This is a genomic window from Verrucomicrobiia bacterium (assembly GCA_019634625.1).
Classification (GTDB): Bacteria; Verrucomicrobiota; Verrucomicrobiia; order Limisphaerales; family CAIMTB01; genus CAIMTB01.
The window spans coordinates 46010-68866 of record JAHCBA010000002.1 but is presented as its reverse complement, the minus strand read 5'-3'; the positions used below and the strand labels follow the sequence as shown (position 1 = coordinate 68866).

9 protein-coding genes are annotated in these 22857 nt (G+C 68.7%); 6 read left to right on the top strand and 3 right to left on the bottom strand.

From position 1 onward, the window contains the following. The first annotated feature begins 21 nt into the window (after window positions 1–21). The 5 genes from KF833_01350 to KF833_01330 all read left to right on the top strand — a co-directional run bounded on the left by KF833_01350 (window position 22) and on the right by KF833_01330 (window position 18092). Window positions 22–1821, top strand: a complete 1800-nt coding sequence (locus KF833_01350; protein ID MBX3743931.1) for a hypothetical protein — start codon at window positions 22–24, stop codon at window positions 1819–1821. 19 nt (window positions 1822–1840) lie between these two features. After that, the gene (locus KF833_01345; protein ID MBX3743930.1) at window positions 1841–8896 is read left to right on the top strand and encodes a hypothetical protein; all 7056 of its coding nucleotides are present in this window, start codon (window positions 1841–1843) and stop codon (window positions 8894–8896) included. Further along, a complete protein-coding gene (locus tag KF833_01340; protein MBX3743929.1) occupies window positions 8883–15746 on the top strand; it encodes a VCBS repeat-containing protein in 6864 nt (2287 codons plus the stop codon). Before KF833_01345 ends, KF833_01340 begins: the two co-directional genes overlap by 14 nt. A gap of 184 nt (window positions 15747–15930) precedes the next feature. Next, a complete protein-coding gene (locus KF833_01335) occupies window positions 15931–16593 on the top strand; it encodes a four helix bundle suffix domain-containing protein (GenBank protein MBX3743928.1) in 663 nt (220 codons plus the stop codon). Between the two features lie 194 nt (window positions 16594–16787). After that, window positions 16788–18092 carry a Gfo/Idh/MocA family oxidoreductase gene (locus tag KF833_01330; protein MBX3743927.1) on the top strand — a complete coding sequence of 435 codons (1305 nt, stop codon included), beginning with the start codon at window positions 16788–16790 and terminating at the stop codon, window positions 18090–18092. Window positions 18093–18351: 259 nt separating this feature from the next. Here KF833_01330 and KF833_01325 read toward each other — a convergent pair whose 3' ends face one another. After that, window positions 18352–19383 carry a sugar phosphate isomerase/epimerase gene (locus KF833_01325; protein MBX3743926.1) on the bottom strand — a complete coding sequence of 344 codons (1032 nt, stop codon included), beginning with the start codon at window positions 19381–19383 and terminating at the stop codon, window positions 18352–18354. A 236-nt stretch (window positions 19384–19619) separates the two neighbouring features. Further along, window positions 19620–20402 (bottom strand): phosphocholine cytidylyltransferase family protein, encoded by a 783-nt coding sequence (locus KF833_01320; GenBank protein ID MBX3743925.1) that lies wholly within the window; start codon window positions 20400–20402, stop codon window positions 19620–19622. A 359-nt stretch (window positions 20403–20761) separates the two neighbouring features. Between KF833_01320 and KF833_01315 the strand changes: the two genes are divergently transcribed. Continuing rightward, the gene (locus tag KF833_01315; GenBank protein ID MBX3743924.1) at window positions 20762–21277 is read left to right on the top strand and encodes an FHA domain-containing protein; all 516 of its coding nucleotides are present in this window, start codon (window positions 20762–20764) and stop codon (window positions 21275–21277) included. A gap of 165 nt (window positions 21278–21442) precedes the next feature. Here KF833_01315 and KF833_01310 read toward each other — a convergent pair whose 3' ends face one another. Then, a complete protein-coding gene (locus tag KF833_01310) occupies window positions 21443–22378 on the bottom strand; it encodes a hypothetical protein (GenBank protein MBX3743923.1) in 936 nt (311 codons plus the stop codon). Between the last annotated feature and the right edge of the window lie 479 nt (window positions 22379–22857).

Sequence of the window (22857 nt, the reverse complement as noted above, 5' to 3'; positions counted from 1 at the left end):
CCTCCCTTTCCGCACATCGCCATGAATCCCTCCTTCCTTCGACACACCCTGACGGCCGCCGCGCTCCTGATCGGGGTTGGCGCACCCGCCCAGTGGCGGCAGCAGACCGTGGAACTCCGGCCCGGTTGGAACGCCGTGTATCTCGAGGTCCAACCCGAACCGGCCGGGTCCGACGCGCTGTTCGCCGGACTGCCGGTCGAGAGCGTCTGGGCCTGGAACCGGAGCGGCGCGTCGGCGGAGTTCATCCAGGACCCGACCCAACTCATCGTGGGCCAGGCGGACTGGCTGACCTATCTCCCGCCCCAGCATCCGGCCGCCGGGCAAACCTCCCTGCACGCCCTCTCCGGCGGGCGGGCGTACCTGGTGCGGATCCCGGACGGCACGGCGCCGTTCCCGTGGACCGTCACGGGACGCCCGGTCCTGAGGACGCCGGCCTGGGTGCCGGATTCGTGGACGCTCACCGGCTTCGCGGTGCGCGAGGCGAATCCTCCCTCGATCCGCGACCTCCTCGCCGGATCGTCCGCGCATGCGGGACAGCCGGTTCTGCGTCTGGGAACGACGGGTCGTTGGGAACCCGTTCCCACAGCGAACGCCCCCATGCGACCCGGCGAGGCGTTCTGGGTGCGGACGGCCGGCGCCTCGGATTTCGCCGGACCCGTGGACGTGCGGTTGACCGACCGGACGGGGTTGCTGTTTGGCGGGGACCTGGTCGAGCAGGAGATCCTGATTGTCCATCGCGGCGCGCAGTCCCGTTCCGTCACCGTGACGCCAATCGCCTCGGCAGGGGCGCCGGCCGGACAGACTCCGGTGGCCGGGCCGGTGCCGTTGTCGTACCGGGTGGCCGGATCGGGTGCGGGCGAACCCGCGTGGCAACCGTGGACCGCAGCGCTCCAACGCACCCTGGCGGCGGGGGAAACGTGGCGCCTTCGGATCGCCGTGCGACGTCGCGACCTGCCGGCCTCCGGCGGTGCGTCGGCGTTGTTCCAGAGCCTGCTGGAGGTCACCGAGTCCGGGGGCGGCCGCTGGACGATTCCGGTTTCCGCGGCCCGGGCCGGGGTGGCGGGCGGAACGTCGGTCGGAGCGGCGCAGGGCGGTGCGACGACGTCGGGCCGGGCCGGGCTGTGGGTCGGGTCGGCGCGAATCGAGGCGGTGAACCAGCCCTCGCATCCGGGGAACCCCACGCTGCCGCGTCCGACCCCGGCGGCATTCGAATTCCGATTGCTGGTCCATGTGGATGGCGAAGGCCGGGCGCGCCTGTTGCAGAAGGTCCTTCAAATGCATCAACCGGCCACCTACCGGCCGGACCCCGAAAACCCGGGGCGCCGGATCGTGGACGAACCGGGGCGGACGGTGCTGCTCACCGACGATGCGCTGGCGTCGCAGTACTCGGGCTCGGCGGTGCGGGACGGGCGGGGGGTCGGGCGACGGCTCAGTTCGGCGGCCTTCGGTCCCGGGACGCCGGTCCTCCTGGGGGGCGGCACGTTCGGGACGGGCACGCTGACGGGCGAGGTGGTGGTGGAGCACGACGATCCGTTGAACCCGTTCGTGCATCGGTACCATCCCGATCACGACAACCTGACCGAGCGGTTCGATGCGGCGCTGCCGGAGGGGCGCGAATCGTTCCGGGTGGCGCGGACCGTCACCCTTGAATTCACCGACGACGATCCCGAGGGCCTGCCCTGGGCCGGCTGGGGCGACCTTCACCTGGGCGGGCGGTACCGGGAACGCATCGACGGACTGCACCGCCATCCCTTGCAGGTCTTCGGGACCTTCCGACTCCAGCGGGCCTCGGCCGTGCCCGTGTTGAACGACGGCCGTTGAACCCTTCACCGAACGACCCATGAACCTCCTTCGATTCCTCTCCCTGCTCGCGGTCGCCGCGTGCCCGCTGATTCTTCCGGGCACCGCGTCGATCCTGCCCGTCCACACCCTCAACAACGGCATCTCCGGGCCCTCGGTGGGACCGCGGGGCGACGGCGACCGGTACGGCGCCGCCCTGGTGCCGCTGGGCACCGACCGGTTCGCCAACGGAATCCCGCTCCACGACAGGTTCGAACTGCGTCCGGCGCCGCAGGTGTCGGTCACCACCACCAACAGCGGCGCGGTGGCGGTGGTCACCCTGGAGGGCGCGCCGGTGCGGCTGTTGCAGATGCCCAACGGCAGGGCGGAGGACTTCTTCGGGACGGCCCTGGCCGCCCTGGAGGACGGCGGCCTGGTGATTGGATTGCCCGGTCGGAACCTGATCGGCGGCGAGGACGCCGGCGCCGTGGCGCTCTTCGATGCGGCGGGAAATTACGTCACCGCCTTCAACCATCCGGCCGGCACCGGCGGCGCGCAGGACCGGTTCGGATCGGTCATCGCCCCGCTCGGAGGCATGCGCTACGCGGTGGGCGTGCCGCGACGGGCGGTGGGGTCCGCGGCGGGAGCGGGTGTCGTGTACCTCTTCGAGGCCGGTTCGACCGTCCCGCTGGCGACCGTTCCGAACCCGGAACCGCAGATCAACGACAACTTCGGCGGCTCCATCGCCCGGGTCGGCGACGGGACGCTCGTCATCGGGGCGGCGTTGAAGGACGCCGCCGGGTCCGGCTCGGGTTCGGTCTATCTTTACGACCACGCGGGGACGCGGCTGCGGACGATTCACAATCCGCGGGCGCGGGCCAACGAGAACTTCGGCTGGGCGCTGGCGCCGTTCGGGGCCGGGCGGTTTCTCGTTTCGGCGCCCGGGGCGTCGGTGGTGTACCTCGCGCCGACCGGGCCGCGCACCAACCAGGGGGCGGGGCTGGTGTTCCTCTTCGATGCGAGCGGCGCGATGCTGCGGACCTTCCAGAGTCCGGTGCCGGCGGAATCGGGCGGGTTCGGCATGACCCTGGCCCCGCTTGATGCCGACCGGTTCCTGGTGGGCGCGCCGCTCGAGACGGTGAACGGAACGCCGGGCGCGGGGCGGTTCCATGTGTTCAACGGCGACGGCGTGCATCTGGGGACGGTGGACAACCCGGCGCCGGGCGCGAACGACCAGTTCGCCGGGGCCCTGGCGGCGGTGGACGAACGGCGTGTCGCGTCGGGGGCGGCGTTCGACGACACGGTGCGCCCGGATGCCGGCAGCGTGTATCTCTACGACCTGCCGGTGGTGCGGTACGAAGTCGGTTCGGAAATGCCGCGCCCGGACAACGTGGATGTCTCGGGCGCCTTCCCGCAGGGCGGTCCGCGGGTCGAACCGGTCGGGGCGGGCTTCTGGCATGTGCCTTCGCAAAAGCTGTTCCTGACCGGCACGGGCGACGTGCTGGTGAGCTGGCCGCTCCTGAACGGACTGACCAACAACGTCCAGGCCTTCGGCGTGTGGTCCACCAACGATGCCCGGTACCAGGTCCATGTCGCCGGCGCGCCGCCCGTGGATCTGAGCGATGGGGGGACCTTCGCCACGGCGCGACTGCTCGCCACCAGCGGCGGCGTGGACCCCGACGAGGTCCAGTCCCAGCGCCGGTTCTTCGCGGCCACGCCGGGACGCAATCTGGTGATGGTCGCGCCCGGCAATCCCGCGGAAGGCCCGATCCGATTCCTGCTGGTGAAGGCGATCGCCTGGAGCGATCCGAAGCACCTGCACGACGACGTCCCGGCGCTCGTGGGGCAGCCGGTGGTGGACACCTTCGGTTATCACGATCCCGCCGCCGGCGGGCCCTGGGTGGTCCAGGCGGGGAGCGTTCATTGCGCGCTGCCCGGGTTCCATGACCGTGCGGCCCGGACCGGTCCGATCATCCCGGTCAATCGCGACCGGCCCTCGACCGACACCGACGATCTGGTGATCGCGTACTACCGGGTGGGAGACCGGCTCCATGACCCGGCCAGCGGCACCGCAGTGTCGAACACCCTGCGCTGGCCTTCGCAGCCCGTGCGGTATCGTCCCCAGTGGCCGACGGACGCGCCGCGGATCGTCATCGCCAGCCTGCGGGGCACGGGGGAGATCGATCCGGCCCGGTACGTTGGCTGGGAACTCTACCACCAGAACGATCCCGGCCTGCCCGGGTACAATCCCAACGATGAACATGCGCTGCGGCGTCCGTTCGGCGGCGGCGAGGCGCTGTTCGCCCTGCGCGACGACCTGGCGACCGCCGAGACCTCGGAGCCGTTCGTCCTGATGAGCTACCGCGATCCCGACGCCGGGCTCGAGGGTCGGATCCGGGTGTTCGCCGTGGTGGCCGAGGAGGCGCCGTACTTCTTCCGGTACGACGCCACCGCCGGGACCCTGCTGCAACCACCGTTCCCCCTGAGCACGCTTCAGGTGGCGGAACAGAGCCATGGCGTCTCCGGGCCGTACTGGCGGGACCGGAAGAAGTTCCACTGGGCCCGCGCGGCAGGGAGCGACGGCGGCCCGGCGGAGATCGTGATGCGGTTCTTCTACCCGATGCAGCCGGGGTTCCATGTGCCCGGACCGAACCCGCCCCAGCCGGGAACGAACCTCCCGCTGCTCGACCATCGCGCCGGGACCCCCGGGGTGCCGCATCCGGTGGCCTTCACGGTGAACTGGCCGGACGCCCCCGAACTGCGGGTGGGCGAGACGCTGGTGAAACCGAAGTTCGGCCTGCCGGACATCGCGCAGCAGACGAGCGTCGAGATTCTCTACCAGCAGGCCTCGGCGCAGGGGCTCGGAGCGAGCGTCCGCCTGATCGATCCCACCCGCGAAGTCTCCGTGAGCCTGGACACGCTTCCCGGTGACGTTGCCACCCACACCCGGTCCGGCCGGGTCTATTTCAGCGAACTGCCGCCGAGCCTGCGCAACCGGCTCCGGTACGAACCGGTGGAACGGAGGCTGGTGTTCCGGGGTGAGTTCATCGAACCGACCGCCGGGGAATCCCATCTCCTCCTCAACGTCCTCACTCAGCGCGAACGCTCGACCCTGCTGGCGTTGAGCAACGATCCGGCGTTCGACCAGGTCCTCTCACAACTGGCCAACCTCGCCTCCGCCCCCATCGAAGTCCCGGCCTCCGCCGCCGACTTCGATTCGCTGGCCCTGACCGCCGGGTTCGCCACGGCGCCCGGCTTCGTGACCCTGGCATTCGGGAATCATCCCGGTCTGAACGCGCCGGCCGATCCCGTGAGCCTGGCGGTGATCCGGGTGACGTGTCCGCTCTACCGGGGGGAGATCAAGGTCATTCCCTCGGACAATCCCTTCGAGGAAAAGCTGACCCTGCGGCACAGCGGCGACTTCGCCGGGCGCAGCGGCGAGCACGTGTTCGAGTGGCGCACGCTTCCGCCGGTGGACGGCCTGCCCTCCACCCAGCCGCCCTCGCAATGGGCGCTGTTCGTTCCCCAGCCCGCCAGCGGGCAGGGCGCGGTGGACATCACGCTCCAGGGACCGGGTCTCCTGACCCTGAGCGACAACTACTTCATCTGCCGGTACCGGAGGACCTCCGCCGGCGGACCGTGCGGCGGGGAATGGAGCGACTGGACGGACCCGATGCTGGCCGAGGGCTGGATCAAACGCGTCCTCGGCGGGATCAACCCGTTCGAGCAGCGCGTCCGCGACTACGCCAACGCCGAGGTCAACACCCTCGTCAGCATGATCTCCCAGGCCGGGGCCCGCTCGGTGGGCGACATCGCCCTCAACCTCGACGCCGCCAACGGCGCCGGGCTGATCGAGGCGTACGAGACCGTGCTCAAGCGCGGCATCGGACTCAGCATCGAGGGCGCGCCGGCGGTGGATTACCCGCCGGCCAATGACGCCTTGCTGCTGGCCGCGGGGCGTCTGGCGGACCTGTACATGCTGCTGGGCAACGAGGCCTACGCCGACGCCGCCGATCCGACCATCGCCTTCGGAACGGCCCACGGCACCTACGGTTCGGAGGCGTCGTCGATCCACTGCTTCAAGAACCAGGTGCCGTCGCTGCTGCACGAGGAACTGGCACTGCTGCGCGGACGGGACGATTCGCTCCTTCCCAGCGTCCGCACCCATCCGACCTACAACCGCCTGATCTGGAACTTCACCCGCGACCTGACCGGCGGCGAGATGGCCTACGCGCTCAACTACAACATCCGCGACGAGGACGGCGACATCGCCGGGATCCTCGATGAGTCCGACGCCAGGCGCCTGTATCCCCAGGGCCACGGCGATGCCTGGGGCCATTACCTGACCGCCATCAAGAACTACTACCGGCTCCTGCGCAGTCCCCACTTCACCTGGGTGCCGCGCGCCGAAGCGGTGCTGGTCGGCGGGGTGCCGGTCTCGGTGGATTACCTGGACGAACGGAAATTCGCCACCGCGGCATCGGCACGCGCGAAGACCGGGGCGGAGATCGTGAACCTCACCTACCGCCAGCACTACGTCGAGGATCCCGAGGGACAATGGCAGGGCTACCGTGACACCCGGCCGGAGCGGGCCTGGGGTCTGGCGGAATGGGGCAGCCGCGCGGGACAGGGCGCCTATTTCGACTGGGTCGTGGCCAACGCCATCCTGCCCGACCTCGACCCGAACCCCGGGCACACCGGCATCCGCAAGATCGACCGCACCACGGTTCTCGAACTGCGCGAGATCGCGGCGGCCTTCCAGGACGTGCAGAGCCAGGTGGACCAGGCCGATCTCGGGCTCAATCCGCTCGGCCTCGCCCGCAACGTGGTGCCCTTCGACATCGACCCCGCGGGGGTGGCGCAGGGCCGCACGCATTTCGAGCAGATCCAGGACCGGGCGGTGAAGGCCATGAACAACGCCATCGCGGTCTTCAACCACGCCAACAACGCCACCCAGCTCCTGCGCCAGCAGGCCGATCAGGTCGGCACCTTCCGCGCCCAGGTCGAGGATCGCGAGGCGGACTTCGAGAACCGCCTGATCGAGGTCTTCGGCTATCCGTACTCCGACGACATCGGGCCCACGGGCACCTATCCGTCCGGGTACAGCGGCCCGGACCTGTACCACTTCGAGTACGTGGACGCCTCCGAACTCCTGGGCATCCGCCCGCCACCGACCGAGACCCTGACGGTCGATCTGAAGGACCACACGGTCGGGCCCCAGGGTCAGATCGAGGCGACGGTCCGCCACGTCACCTTCCATCTCTCGACCAGCGGGCTTGGACTGGTGAAACCCGCCTCCTGGACCGGCAGCCGCCGTGCGCCGGGCGAGATCCAGATGGCACGGTCCGAGTTCCTCCAGACCCGGGCCCGGTTCCAGCGCGTGGTGACCGAGTACGGCTCGTTGCTCGACCAGATCGAGGCGCAGGCGGCGCAACTGCTGGCGCAGCACCGGGTGAATCGCGAGGAGATCCGGATCTACGACGACACCCTGGAAACCGTCGGCGACCTCGACCAGCGCATGCGGCGGGCGAGGGCGTCGCAGCGAAACCAGATGGCGCTGATGGCCTTTCACAATCTGATCACCGAGGCCACTGCCGAGGCCCTGCCGCTGGCGGTGGGCCTGGCCAATGACGTCACCTCGGTGGCGCGCGGTTCGTTGCTGGGTCTGGGGGCGCTCACGGCGCAGGTGTACCAGGCCAACGCCAAGGACGCCGAACTCGAGGAGATGAAGCATCAGCAGGCCCGGGATCAGGCGAACCAGCTCGCCAGCATCCGGGTGACCACGCTCCGCAACGAACTGGCGGTGCGCCAGCAGGTGGCCCTGCTCGAACAGTTGGTCCGGCAGGAGGCCCTCGTGCGGCTCGAGATCTTCACCCTCCGCGAAGTGGTCCTGCAATCGGCCGGGCGTTACGCGGCGGTGCTCGCGCACGGCCAGCGTCTGCTCGAGGACCGGTTGCGGTTCCGTCGCCAGACCGCCGCCCAGGTCCAGGCCCACCGGTACAAGGACATGGCCTTCCGGGTGTTCCGGAACGACGCCTTGCAGAAGTACCGGGCCGCCTTCGACCTGGCGGCCCGCTACGTGTACCTCGCGGCGCGGGCGTACGACTTCGAGACCGCCCTCGCCCCGAACGATCCGCGCGGACCGGGCGAGGCGTTCATGAACGCCATCGTGCGGTCGCGCGCGCTGGGCCTGATCCAGAACGGCCAGCCCCTCACCGGCAACGGTCGCGGCGATCCCGGCCTCGCCGATCCGCTGGCCCGGCTCCAGGGGAACTGGGACCTGGTCCTCAAGGGCCAGCTCGGGTTCAACAATCCCCAGACCGAGACCGGCCGCTTCTCGCTGCGCTCGGAACTGTTCCGCGTGCAACCGGGCGCCGCGGGGCAGGCCAACTGGCGGCGCGCCCTCGAACAGCACGTGGTTCCCAACCTCCTCGAGGTCCCGGAATACCGCCGCTACTGCATTCCCTTCACGCCCAGTCTGCCGGTCGAGCCCGGCCTGGTGATCCCCTTCGGCACCACCGTCAACTTCGGACAGAACTTCTTCGGCTGGCCCGCCGGCGGTGGCGACAACGACTACGACTCGACCCACTTCGCCACCAAGATCCGCTCCGTCGGCGTCTGGTTCGCGAACTACAACAACCTCGGCGGCGGCATGATCAACACGCCCCGCGTGTACCTCGTCCCCGCCGGCAGCGACATCCTGCGCGCGCCTTCCGCCCACGGCGGGATCACCCGCGAATGGCGCATCCTCGACCAGGCCCTGCCGGTGCCGTTCCCGCTCAGTCCCGGAAGCCTCGGGCAGCGGGACTGGATCCCGATGAACGATTCCCTGGTGGGGGATCTCGCGGAACCGCGCCGCTTCGCCCGCTTCCGTGCCTACCACGACAGCGGCAGCTTCCTTCCGTCGGAGACCAGTCACGACAGCCGCCTGATCGGTCGCTCGGTGTGGAACACCCAGTGGCTCCTCATCATCCCGGCCGGAACGCTGCACACCGACCGCGACGAAGGACTCGCCCGCTTCATCCAGGGCGCCCTGCTGCCCAACGGCACCCGCGACGGCAACGGCGTCACCGACATCAAGGTCTTCTTCCAGACCTACTCCTATGCCGGCCATTGATCCGCGAACGGCCGTCCTCGCCGTCTGCCTCGCCCTGACGCTGCCCGGGGCGGGCGCCGACAAGAACGGGGTCGGACCCAACGCCATCTCGCTGCCCGCCGGGCCGGGTTCCATCGAAGGCCTCGGCGCCTCCTTCGAACCGACCCTCAACACCGGCACCGCCCGGCATGCCATTCCCCTGCGCCTGCCGCCGGGCCCGGGCGGTCCGGGACCCGAACTGCGCCTCGATCACGAAGGCGGCCTGGGCAACGGGCCGCTCGGGTTCGGCTGGACCCTCACGTTGCCGTACGTCCAGCGGCGCGCCGACCGCGGCATCCCGCGCTATGTCGATGAACCGGACGGCATCGATGAACCCGGCGAACCCGATGCCTTCGTGGACGAGTCCGGCGAACAGCTCGTGCCCCTCGCCGACGGCACCCGGTTCCGCGAGAACGAGGGCGGATTCATCCGCTACCGCCCGCGCGACGGCGGCTGGGAGGCCACCCTGCCGGAGGGTGTCCGGATCGAGTTCGGTCTCACTCCGGAAGCCCGCGTGGCCGAACCGGAAACGGGACGGGTCTTTCGCTGGCTCCTCGAACGGCGCGTCGATCCGCACGGGAATGTCCAGACCTGGCACTGGGCCGGGCATCCCGGGGAGGCGAACCGCCATCAACGGTACCTCGTCGGCATGGCCTGGGGACCGGGCGCACCGCCCTGGGACCACTTCCACTTCGTCCGCTTCGAGTACGAGGACCGGCCCGACCCGTTCGAGGACGGACGCGCCGGGTTCCTGGTCCGCACCGGGCGCCGCCTGCGTTCCGTCGTCGTGGGCACGCAGGGCGCCGGATCGCAGCCGGTCCCCGGACAACTCGAGGGCGACTTCAATGGCGACGGCACCCCGGACCGGTTGGTGCGGCGTTATGAACTCGGCTACCGGCCGGTCCGGCCCGACCGCTTCCCGGGATCGCTCCTGGCCTCCGTGCAGATGGTCGGCGCCGACGGCGTCACGGCGCTTCCCCCGGCGACCTTCGAGTACACCTCGTGCGAGCTTCCGGACACCGTCTCGGCCGCGGGACACTGGATCGGGGGCATCGGGGAACCGCCGCGCGCCGTGGACGATCCCTCGGTGGAGTTCGTCGATCTCAACGGCGACGGCCTGCCGGACCTCCTTCGCACCGTCCCCGGCGGCGGCGCGCACCGCGTTCATCTCAATGCCGGTCCGGTCGGGTCGGACGCGGGAACCTTCGTCCGCTGGCATCCGCCGGTGGAAGTGGCCGTCGCGGACGGGCGGGCATGGAATCTCGATCTGGGTTCCTTCGGGGAACCCGTGCACCTGGCCGACATGAATGGCGACGGACTCGCCGACCTGGTGCATCGCAGTGCCGGGGGCGAGGTCTGGTACTACGCGAACGATGGCCGGGCCGGATGGGGGCCCAGACAGGCGATGAGCCTGACGGATGCACCGCCGCCCGCCCCCTTCGACACGCCGGGGGTGCGGACGGCGGATCTCGATTTCGACCGGCGCATGGACATCGTGCAAAGCCTCCCCCACGCCGGGGGCGCGGATTACCGGATCTGGTTCAATCGGGGGGGCGGACGTTTCAGCCGCCCGGTCACGGTGGCGCAGGAGCACGGGTTCGACTTCGAGGCCTCCGGCGTTCATCTGGCGGACCTCAACGGCGACGGCGTGATGGATGTCGCCCGGGTGCGCCCGGCGTCCGTGCAGGTCACTGCCGGACTCGGCCACGGCCGGTTCGCCGCGCCCGTCGTCATGCCCATTCCCGACGGACCCCTCGATGACGTCCAGGTCGGTCGGGCGCGGCTCGAGGACGTCACGGGGGACGGCCTGGCCGACCTGGTGCTCGAACGCGCCGCGCCCGGGCAGTTGTGGTTCTGGTTGAACCACGGCAACGGCACCTTCGGACCGCGTCGCGTGGTCACCGGGATGCCCGTGGGGCAGGGTCTCGCGCCGACGGTGCGCTGGGCGGACCTGAACGGAAACGGCACCGCCGACCTGGTGTATGCCGACAGCGATTCCGAACCGCGCCTGCTCGCCGTGGATCTCGGGGAACGCCTCGGGTGTGTGCCTGCCGCCAATCTCCTGACCCGCATCGACAACGGGATCGGGCGCGTCACCCGCATCGAGTACCGGACCTCGACCCGGTACGCCCTGGAGGATGCCGGGGTCGGCCGGCCCTGGAACGATCCGCTGCCGTTCTCGATGAACCTCGTCGCCCGGGTGGTCACCGAGGATTCGCTCGGGGACGCGTATGTCACCGAGTACCGCTACGGGGACGGCTATTACGACGCGGCGGAACGGGAGTTCCGGGGCTTCGCAAGGGTCGAGGAACGGAGGGTGGGCGATGCCGGTGCGCCCACCCTGGTGGTGCGGTCCGAGTTCGACACCGGACGCGGGTTCGCCGGGCGCAAGGGACGGCTGTTGCGCGAATCGCACGAGACGGAGGACGGCGCGGTGTTCTGGGAGGAGGCGACCGTGTGGACCGATCCGCCACGGGTTCTCCACCTCGGAACCAACGGCGTGCCCGTGACCCACGTGGCGCCGGTCGAGCGCACCCGGATCGTCCGCGAACTGGGGAGCGGTCCGCCGCGCACGATCCGGACGCGGTTCGAGTTCGATGCCTACGGCAATGCCACGCTCGAGGCGCAGTTCGGAGTCGTCGAGGGCGACGATCCCTCGGCGCTGGGGGACGAGCGCATCGTGAAGGCGACCCACGCGATCAACACCCGCGACTGGCTCGTGCGGTTCCCCCACCGCATCGAGACGACCGACCTCGCGGGCCATGTCCTCTCGCGCTCGGAATCCTTCTACGACGACCCGACGTTCTCCGGATCGAACCCGGGTTCGGTGACGGCCGGCCTTCTCACGCTGCGCCGGGAATGGGTGCATCCGGACCGGCCCGAGGCGTTCGTCGAGGCGGCCCGGTACCGGTACGATGCCTTCGGCAACCGGGTGTGGAGTCTCGATCCCCTGGCCGTCGCCCCGGGCGGCATCCTCGATCTGTCGGCCGGGCATGGGCGCGAAGTCACCTTCGATCCCCGCTTCCGGTCGTACCCGGTTCGGGAAACGCTCCATGTCGGAGGCGGTTCGGAGCCCCTGATCTTCGAAGCCGGCCACGACGAGGGGTTCGGTGTGGTGAGCAGCTCGACGGACTTCAACGGGCATCGCACGCGGTACGAACACGACGCCCTGGCGCGTCTGGTGCGCATCTTCAAACCGGGCGACGCCGCCGACCGGCCAACCAGCGTGTTCAGTTATGGCGTGGCGGTGCCGGTTCCCCTGCCCGGGCACGGAGAAGCCGCCGGAACGGACGCCAGCCGGCGGGTGAACTTCGTCGAGACCCGCCGTCTGGATGTCGCGCCGGACGCCCCACCGGGGCTCACGGACGATGCGGCGTATCCATGGGCGCGACAGTACTTCGATGGACTCGGCCGTCCGCGCCAGACCCGGTTGGAAGCCGAGCCGGCCACGCCCGGAGGCCCGGCGCGGGTGGTGGTGCGGGACGCCGTCCGGTTCAATGCACGACAGGGAATCGCCGCCCGGCTCAATCCGTTCTTCAGCCAGGTGGAAGGCGCGACTCTCGAGGCGCGGCTGGCCTGGGAATCCCTCGACGCGCCGGGCTGGACCGGACGGTTCGAGGAGGAAGGTGTCGAGCGGATCCTTGGTCTCGATGAGGCGCCCCGCACCACGCACGCCTGGGACGCCACCCTGCGCGAACTTTCGGTAACCCATCCCGACGGCACTCAACGTCGCCGCGCGTACACGCCGCTGGCCACCCGGTTCATCGACGAGAACGCCACCGCGCCGACCTCGCCCCATCGCGACACGGCGGTGGTTCATGACACCGACGGACTCGGACGCCTGGTGCGCGTCGAGGAGATCACCCGCTTGAACGACGACGGCACCTCGACGGCGCCCGTTGATCCGAAGGGGGCGGGTCCCGATCCCACCCTGCGCACCTGGACCACGCGACACACCTACGACGCCAACGACCAGCTCGTCCGCATCGAGGACGCCCTGGGCAACGTGAAACGGTACGCCTACGACGGGCTGCGACGTCTGGTCCTCCTCGACGATCCCGATCGGGGCCGGACGGAGTTCGAATACGACGCCGCCTCGAACCGGGTCCGCACCCGCGACGCGTCCGGCCGGGAGACGCGCTACACCTACGATGGTGCCAACCGGATGCGGACGGAGGATGACCTCGATGACGACCTGCCGTTTCCGGCCGGCTTCCGCTACGATCCCGCGCTGCCCATCACCGCGGAGAACCGGCCGGAGGTGGTGTACTTCCACGATGGGCCGGCCTCGTTTCCGGGCGCGGACACCGGGGGCGTTCCCGCCAACACCCGCGGCAAGCTCGCGAGCGTTTGGGATCTTTCCGGCGAGGAACACCGATCCTACGACGACCGCGGGCGCACGACCTGGCTGCTCAAGCGGGTGCGGGATCCGCTCCACGGGGAACTGGTCCCGTTCCTCACACGGTTCGAGCACGATGCCCTCGACCGGCTGACCCGGCTGGTGTACCCGGACAACGACGCCGTCGATTTTGGCTACAACGAGCGCCGGTTGCTGGAGACAATCCGCGGCGAGACGGCGGGCGTGGTGTACCGGGTGGAGGATTACAACGCCGCCGACCTGCCGGCCCGCGTCGCCTTCGGCAACGGGGTGAGCACCACCCACACCTACGACGCGCGACTGCGTCTCCGGTCCAGCCGCACGGTCCCCGGCGAGCCCGGGGCGGTGCCGTTCTTCGATCTGGCCTTCCGACTCGACGGCACCGGCAACGTGGTGGGAATCGACGATCGGCGTTCCTCCCCCGTTGGGGAAGGTTCCGCTTCGCCAGGCCGGACCCGCGAGTTCACCTACGACGACCGGCATCGGCTCACGGAAGTCATGTATCGCGGCGGCGCGGACGGACAATCACCGGACGGGACGATGGGGTTCCGCTACGACCGCATCGGGAATCTCATCGCCCGAACGGCGACGCCTCCTTCGACTCCGGGAACGGAGGGCAGTTCCAGCCCCGGCACGCTGCACCACGGTGGGGCGCGTGGATCGAGCGGCCGGGTTGGGGCCGATCCCGCGCATCCGGGGCCCCATGCCCTGACGGAGATCCGACCCGACACCGGACCCGCACTGACCCTGGAGTACGACCCCAACGGGAACCTGGTCCGGCGCGGCGACACGGCGTACCGCTGGGACTTCCGCAATCGGCTCGTGGGCATCGAGACGCCCCGGGAACGGTACCTGTACACCTATGACCACGCCGACCGGCGCGTCAGCCGGCATCGCGAACCGCGCGGCACGGACACCAACGGCACCGGAGGGGCACCGTCCGTGGTCCTCGAAGTGAACCGCCACTTCGAAGTCCGCGAGAACGAAGCTCCGACCAAGTATGTCCACGACGGCGAATCGCGACGGCTCCAGACCACGGGGTCCTTCTCGGCCCGGCCGCGCCGGCAATACCTGAGGCTGGCCAAGGGATGGAACCTCGTCACTCTCGCCGTCGAGCTGCCGGCGTCCGACGTCACCTTGCAGACCGGGGAGGCATCCGGGATCGGTGCGATTGCCGTGTGGGAGGCCGGGGCGGGCCGGTTTGGAGCCCTCAATCCGGCGCTCAGCCTGCCCGCCGGAACCGTTCTCTGGGTCCGCGCCAACCGGGCGTTCACCTGGATCCTGCATGGGTTCGCCGGGGACCATGAAGAGCCCGGACGGACCACGACGGAGGGCTTCGCGGGGGCCGCCGCACTGGCTCCGATCGACCTCGACGCCGCTGGATGGAACGGGACATCCGTCTGGCGGTTCGAGACGTCCGGTCAGCGCTGGGTGGCGCGTTGGAACGACGAGGGGGCGCCGCCCGCCGACGGACCGTTCCCCCGCTTTCTGCCCCAGGGCGCCGCGGCCTTCGTCCGGGGCACGCCTCCGGCCACGCCCGCCCAGGACCCGGCGCGCTGGCGGTATCTCCATGCGGACCCTCTCGGTTCGGTGATCGGGGTCACCGACGCGCTCGGGCGGTTGGTGGAGGAAATCGATTACCATCCGTTCGGGGAGGTGCGCCGGGTGCGGCGCGATCTCGCGGTGGCGACCCCGTTCGGGTTCAACGGCAAGGAGGCCGAAGCGGACCTGCACGCCTTCGAGGCGCGCCAGGTCGCGGTGGAAGTGGGGCGGTTCGTTTCGCCCGATCCCCTCTACGCCGAACCGTCGGCTCTCGATCCGGGGCGACGGGCGGAGTTCCTCGGCAATCCCCAGTCGCTGAACGCCTACGCCTTCGTCCTCAACAACCCGCTGACCTACCGGGATCCGACCGGACTCGAACCCGAACGGGCGATGGTGGCGCACAGGGGCGTGAAGGGCTTCCTCAGGAATGCGCAGCGGCGCGAGGCGGAGAATGCCGGCCAGGCGCAGACCGTCCTCTCCGGCCACGGCGAATTCCCGTACAACCGGACCGAAACCGACCCTGCGCTCCGCCAGGAGATCCAGAACCGGCCCCGGTTCATCGAGGTGCCCGAAGGCACCCGGGTGACCTTCTACGCCCGGCACGGCCAGGTCATCACCGATTCCCTGGGCCAGGCCATCGAGAAGAACCAGGTGCCGGTGAACCAGTACGCCGAGACCTTCGGCCCGGGCCAGCTCATTCCCAACTACCTGCTCCATCCCCCCACCGGACTTACCATCTCCTTCCGGGTCGGGGACGCCGCACCGGTCATCGTGGACCGGCCGGTGTTCCTCCAGGACCTGCTCAAACCCGGCATGGGCGAAGTCCACTGGGCCGCCTGCCTCGAAGATCGCGGCGGCGCCTCCGTGATCAAACAGCGCTCCGTCGATATCGCCAAACCGCCGGAACCCTGAAACGACCTCCAACACCCCCACAACCCACCGCAGCTCCTGGTCCGTCCCTTTCGTCCCTTTCGTCCCTTGAACCAGACCCGCGTGACCTCAACGCGAGCTTGCCCTGGGACTGCTTGCGCTGCTCAGTGTTCGGGGTCCGCGAAACGGTTGGAGGCCAATCGCGGATACCTGGAGGGCTTGGGCCATGCATGAGAACAAAGGGACAGGAGGGACATTGTCCAAGGACGGAACACCGCACCTTTCCCCAGGGTCCCTCCGGTCCCGTTCCGAAGGTGAGGGCTTCATTCCGCCCCACGGCGGCTACGAGCAACTCCTCTCCTTCCAGAAGGCCCGCATCGTCTATGACGGCACCGTGAAATTCTGTGACCGCTTCGTGGACCCGCGTTCCCGCACCCACGACCAGATGGTCCAGGCCGCCCGCTCCGGCAAACAAAACATCCTCGAAGGCAGCCAGGCCAGCGGCACCTCCAAGGAAATGGAGATCAAGTTGACCAACGTCGCCCGCGCCAGCCTCGAAGAACTGATCGAAGACTACCGCGACTTCCTGCGCGTACGCGGAATGGCCGAATGGCCCAGGGAACATTCCCACACCCGCCGCCTCCGGGAACTCAACCGCCAGCCTGACGCCAGCTACGACACCTTCAGGAAGGGCATCGAGCATCCCGACCCGGCCATCGCCGCCAACGTGATGATTGGCCTCATCAAGCTCACCAACTACCTGCTCGACCAGCAACTCCGCCGCCTCGAACAGGATTTCCTGAAAGAGGGCGGCCTCCGTGAACGCATGACCCGCGCCCGCCTCGCCGCCCGAGCCCAACCCCACCCCAGACGCCCGCCGGAACCCTGAAACGACCTCCTACACTCCCACAACCCGCCGCAGCTCCCGGTCCGTCCCCTTCGTCCCTTTCGTCCCTTTCGTCCCTTGATCCAGACCAGCGCGACTCTGCTTGCCATGCCGCCTTGCGCCGGCACCAGCGCAGGACCGCCTGACAACGTTTGCGCGTGACGCGGCCGGTGGGCGGATGAGAATGCCGGCCCGCCATGCAGTACGCCTCTTCGCGACGAACGTTCCTTCGGCAGATGGCCGCCGCCGTGGCGGTTCCCACGGTGATTCCAGGGCGGGTGCTGGGGGCCCGGGCGCCCAGCCGGCGCATTGCCCTGGGCTTCATCGGGGTGGGGGACCACGGGATCAGCCGGAATCTGCGGGGACTCCTCGCCCAGCCCGACACCCAGGTGGTGGCACTGTGCGACGTGGATGCACACCATCTCGCCCGGGCACGCCAGACGGTCGAGGAACACGCGGCCGCCAAGGGCGATGGCGGTGGGGCCAAGGGCCTGGTGCTGAGCCGCGATTTCCGCGACGTCACGGACCGCCCGGACATCGATGCGGTGGTGGTTTCCACCCCCGATCATTGGCATGTGCTGCCCTCCCTCCGCGCGGCTCGCGCGGGGAAGGATGTCCTGTGTGAGAAGCCGCTCTCCCTCACCGTCCAGGAGGGAAGGGTCCTGAGCGACACCATCGCCCGGACAGGGCGCATTTTTCAGACCGCGACGGAGAACCGGTCGCTGGCTCCCTACCGGCGCCTGGTCGAACTCGTCCGCAACGGGAGGCTTGGAAAGGTCCGCAGCATCCATGTGGAGCTGCCTTCCGGCCACTGGACGCGCCCGGCCAACCGGGAACCCGAGCCGCCGCCGCCGGAGCTGGATTACGATTTCTGGCTGGGACCGGCCCCGGAGGCGCCCTACTGCCAGGCGCGATGCCACTGGAACTTCCGTTGGATCCTCGACTATTCGGGCGGGATGCTCACGGACTGGGGGGCCCACATGATCGACCTGGCCCAGTGGTGCCTCGACCGCGAACGAACCGGGCCGGTGCAGGTCGAGGGGACTGGCGTGTTTCCAGCCGCGGGCCTGTTCAACACCGCGACCGAGTTCGACCTCCACTACACCTACGCCGACGGCGTCACCCTGCGCGTCTCCTCGAATCGCCCCGGGATCCGGGTCGTGGGCAGCGCGGGAACCGTATGGAACACCGACTGGAACGCGCCGCTCCAGGCCGACCCGGTCTCGATCCTGGAGGAACGGATCGGCCCGGAAGAGTGGCAGCCCTACACGGCCCCCGACGAACATCGCAACTTCCTCGATGGCGTGCGGTCACGGAAGGAATGCTACGCGCCTGCCGAGGTGGGACACCGAACCATCTCCATTGCCCACATCGGTCACATCGCCCTGCGTCTCGGGCGGCGACTCGACTGGGATCCCGCCACGGAACGGTTCCGCAATGACCCGGCCGCCGATGCCATGCTCAGCCGCCCCATGCGCCGTCCGTGGTCGTTGGAAGTTTAGAGCCTGACTGAAAACTGGAAGGGGCCCTGCGACGAGGGGTTTTGGTCTGGGCCAAGGCGGCGAGGCCGGCGCATCCCCTCAACGGGCTGTCACGGTCGAGCCAGCGCAGGCCCAGGCCGAAAGGACCGTCGCCCGAAGGGCCGTTTTCGGAGGGCCGAGTTCCACGAGGCCGCAACGGAGTGGAGCGATGGGATGCAGGAGTCGCGGAGCGACATCCCTCCGGAGGGATGTCGTTCTGGCGGCGTGCGGTGCGTTTCGATCAGGCCCCCATGCCGTCCTCGAAGGAGCCGGACGCAACCGGGAAGCACAGGTGATCGCGGACGTAGGCGATGCCGTTGGCGCTGGTGGCGTCGATGTCGCGGTAGGCGCTTTCGGCCTCGACCACCAGGGGGGCGGTGGAAGTGCCCATCAGGTCGCAGTACCGCTTCGGGTAGCCGGCGAGAATCAGCATCTCGACGTACCGGGCCATGTTCAGGTCGCCGCTGGGAAGGTCGGTGAACTGCATGCCGCGCCTCGGCCAGTCGGGTTCCATGGCGCGCACGGGGACATTGGGGCGGACCACGTGGTTCTTCACATGGGCGGCGTAGATGCGGGGCGCGACGGAGAGGAAGCGGGCCTCGAAGCCTTCATTCTCCCAGCAGTGGGAAGGGTCTGCATTGACGCCCAGGCAGGGATCGCCGTCGCAGATCTTCACCAGCAGGTGGAAGTCGTCGGCGCACATGGCGGCGGTGCCAGGGTGGATTTCGTGGCAGATCTTGATCCCGCGTTCGTTGGCGGCCTTGCGGAGTTTGGCGGTCTTCTTGACGAAGCGTTCCTTGCCGGCCTCGATGAGATCGTAGCCGGGCCCCTTCCAGAAGCCCCACGGGTAGCCGGTGGCCATTTCCCAGCCGAAGGCCACGCCCCAGAACATCGGCACCACGGCGATCTTCAGTTCCGCCGACAGATCGAGAAGTTTGAGGAGATAGGTCTCGGCCCACTTCTCGAGCTTCTCCGGGCTCAAATCCTGGGCCTCGGGCGGGATGAAGGGATGACCCGACTTGGTGCCGGTCCAGGCGCTCGTATGCACCCAGAACGGGCAGTGGGCCGAAATGCCGTCCAAGGTCATCCCTCGCGACTCGAAGGTCTCGCGGATTTCCTTCGCGGACTTAAACAGCTTGCCGCCCTGCAACATGTAGTTGCTCGGCTGGGCCCCGGTGGCGCCGGCGCGCTTGGCGTAATCGAGGAATTCCGCCAGGGACTTCGCCCCGTGCTGGGCGCCTTCAATCGACGGGTGATAGCAGACGTTGGCCATAGATGGTCCTTCGCGTGGTCAAACGGATGATTGCGGTCGGGCACCCAGCAATAAGAGAGGCCCCCCCTCGGGCGCAATCCGGAAGTGGCCTTCGACACGGGGAAATGCGGCGCGTGGACCAAACCGGAGGGCCGGGCCCCGCGCGGTCGCCATGGGCATGGAGCCGAGGCATGAGGATTTGCGAGGCTCGTCCCCTCGAACCCGGGCACCCGGTCCCGGCCCCTTGGCATGGTTCATCACCGGCCGGGCCGACGGCCGGACGGCTGTGGAGCCGGGTCCTCCTGGAGTGCGGGCAGGACCCTCTCCTGCGCGTAGGCGATGTCCTCGGGATAGTCGATCTCCGTCCATGGAAGGCCGGTGATGTCCTCATATCCGAACCGGCCCGCCCGGACGAGGGCTCGCAGGATTTCGTCCATGGAATCCAGCCGTCCGATCCCGGTGGCGCGTGCGTGGGTCTCGTGTTCGAGCAGGGGCCGGTCGGCGGGATCGAGCTTGAAGAAGCCGACCGATTCCCCGACCCGGTCGGCCTCGCCCGACCAGCGTTTGAGGAACTCGAACGGACGGTCGTTCCGGATCGGCACCAGAACCGGGTCGTCGTCGGTGCTCGAATAGGCGAAATCCACCAGCAACGCCGAGGGATGTGGGGACCCGAGGAGGCGTGGCAGCATCCGGCTGTCGTACAGGACATCGCCGTCCATCAGGAGGACCGGGCCGCCGGCGCGCTCGATGACGGGCAGCGAGACCAGCATGCTCACGGCGCTGCCTTCGCCGAAGTCGGGATTGAACAGTTCGACGGTTTCGACGCCATGGGACCGGGCAAGGGCGGGCAAGCGATCGGCAATGGCCTGCCGGCAGTGCCCCGTCACCACGGTGATCCGCCGCACCCCGGCGGCAGCAAGGCGGTGGACGTGCCGTTCGAGCAGCGATCGGCCGCCGATTTCGAGGAGGATCTTGGGCTGCTGCGCGAAGGCGATTCCAAGGCGCGTGGCCCGTCCGGCGGCGTAAATGATGGCGTTCATCCGGCGAGGGACATGGGAAGCCGTCCACAAGGGCCGGACTTCGCCGCGTCACGGAGGCTATGCAAGCCGGTAACGAATCCGCGACGCAAGCCCTGCTTCGCGGCGCGGGGCAGGGACAGGGTCCGTGCATCCTGGAGTTGTGGGTGAGGTGCGAACTTCGCCAGGCAGCGCTGTGGAAGGCCGGGTTCCATGAGGCCGCAACGGTGTGGAGCGTTGGGTTGGGGACTCGCTAAACCCGTCCCTCCGATTCGCGGCCGCCTCACCCGCAACCCGGGGATGCACCTGGAGATGGTTTGGCAGGTGAAACGGTTTGACTTGGCGGCACGCGGCCCGGACATACTTCGCCACCCGCTCCCACCATGGCAAAGCTCGTCGTCCTGAATGAATCCCTGAAAGGGCTCGCCCATGAGCTGAAGGTCGAGCGCACGACCGTCGGTCGAGTGGAAGACAACACCTTCCAGATCGCCGAACCGTCGGTATCCAGTCATCACTGCGAGATTCTCCTCAAGGGGAACGAAGTGGTGATCAAGGATCTGAACTCGACCAACGGCACCTTCATCAACGGGGAGCGGATCGCTGAAGCCGCCCTGAAGCCGGGCCAGACCCTCCGCCTGGGTCAGATCGAGTTGAAGCTCGACGGGCCGGCCCCGGCCAACCGGAAGCAGTTGGATGCCACCATGGTGATTCCGCAGGGAGTCAAACGGGACGAAATCGGGACGGCAGTCCACGCCGCGGCGTTGAGCGAGAAGGCCGGCTTCCACAAGAAGTCCAACAAGCTCAACCGGATCTTCTTCATCGGTGGCGGGATCGTTCTGCTGATTATCATCGGCCTGATCATCTACGCCTTCATCCAGCAAAGCGCGGGTCCGGGTTGACCCCGGCCCGGCAAGGTTGCCCGACGCGCCGACTCGGAGGCAGGGCAGGGGTCCATGCGGGCAAGGCTGCCCCCGATCCGAACGAAGGGAGGCTTCGGATCGCGATGAACGGTCACGCGACCTTCGATTCCATCTGAACCCTCGACCGCCTGCTGGATCACCGGATCATCGAACGGCTTCCGGACGACCGCGAACCAGCCGCAGCAGAAACGGCAGCGTGGCAAGAACGACTCCGCTCAGGACGGCGAGGGACTCGGGCTCCGGAACGGTGGTGATGAACAGGAGGTTGTCGACGTGATTATTGCCGACCCCGCCACCCGTCCTTCCGGCCATCACGATTTGCAGGGCGGATGGCGTCAGCCCGTAAGGTTCCAGGTCCAGATTGTCCAGGATGGTTGTGTCCTTGTAGCGAACGGTAAGCCGTTGATCGAGGCTCATCGAAATCTCGAAGCGCGCCCACCCAAGCCCGTCCGGCGATCCCGTGCCGACGTCGAGAGCGCCCCCTTCGGCCGCGCCATCGAACGGGCCTGTCTGGAGGCTGGTCGGATCGGTGACATCGCCATTCCGGACGGGCATGTCGTGTCGAAGGACTGTCGTGTTGTTGACGCGCACGATCAGTCCCTCAACGTCGGGCCCGTCCGGGAGTGTGTTGCCGCTCCACGAATCGAATCCCACGGCGATTCCGGTGGTGGTTCCCGCTTCGGGAATGCCGCCCGCAAAGGATGCATAGCTGGAGAGATTGCCGACCGCCTGATCGGCTGAACGGGCGATGCTGATGCTGAAGCCATCGGCTGGATGCCGACTGCCATTGCCGATCCGCACATCGCACGCGAACTGAAAGGCCAGCACCTCCTGCCCATCGTCGAAATCCGGAAACGCAATGCTCCGGAAGTGGCCTCCTGTCGCGTCGGTGACGGCCAGATAGCCGCCCGCGGCCGGATTGCCGCCGGAGGAGCGCAGCAGTCCGGCCCCGCTCGAGTCGTAGAACGCCGTCCCGACGGGCAGCGCCGAATCGAAGTCGATCAGGAACGTCCCGGACCCGGCAGTCGTCGCAGACAGGCAGAAAAGAAAGGCGGTTACCGCGAGGGACCGAAGGCGCATCCGGCCGGACGCACATTCATCCGCGGGTGGGGCCGATGCCGAATCCACCATCCAATAGTGCATGTTCATACGGAATTTGAGTATGCCGGGGGCCGGCTTGCTTATGCCGCCGTGCTCGCTCGCAAGGAACTCCATTGGGGCGAATCGGTGTGTCCGGATGGTGAACGGGCTGCTCCGCAGGGCGATCCGCCTGCGCATGGGGAACGGGTACCGGAAGGCAGACGCTGGGCATCCGTAAGTTGTGGGGGAGGATCGCGATGCGGTGGAACCAGCTCCGCGAGGCTGGCCGGCGGTTGATTTCATTCGGCAATCGTCCCCGCTCCCTCCCTCCCCCCCCCGCGCCCGGCCCCCGGAACGTGCTCGGAGCGCATCCGGATCCTCACTTGGGGTTCCGCCTTGGCAACAAATAGCAAGTCAGGCTCAAAGTAGATGACTTAAATAATAGAAAGTCAGGCTCAAAATTGCTGACGCGACACTCC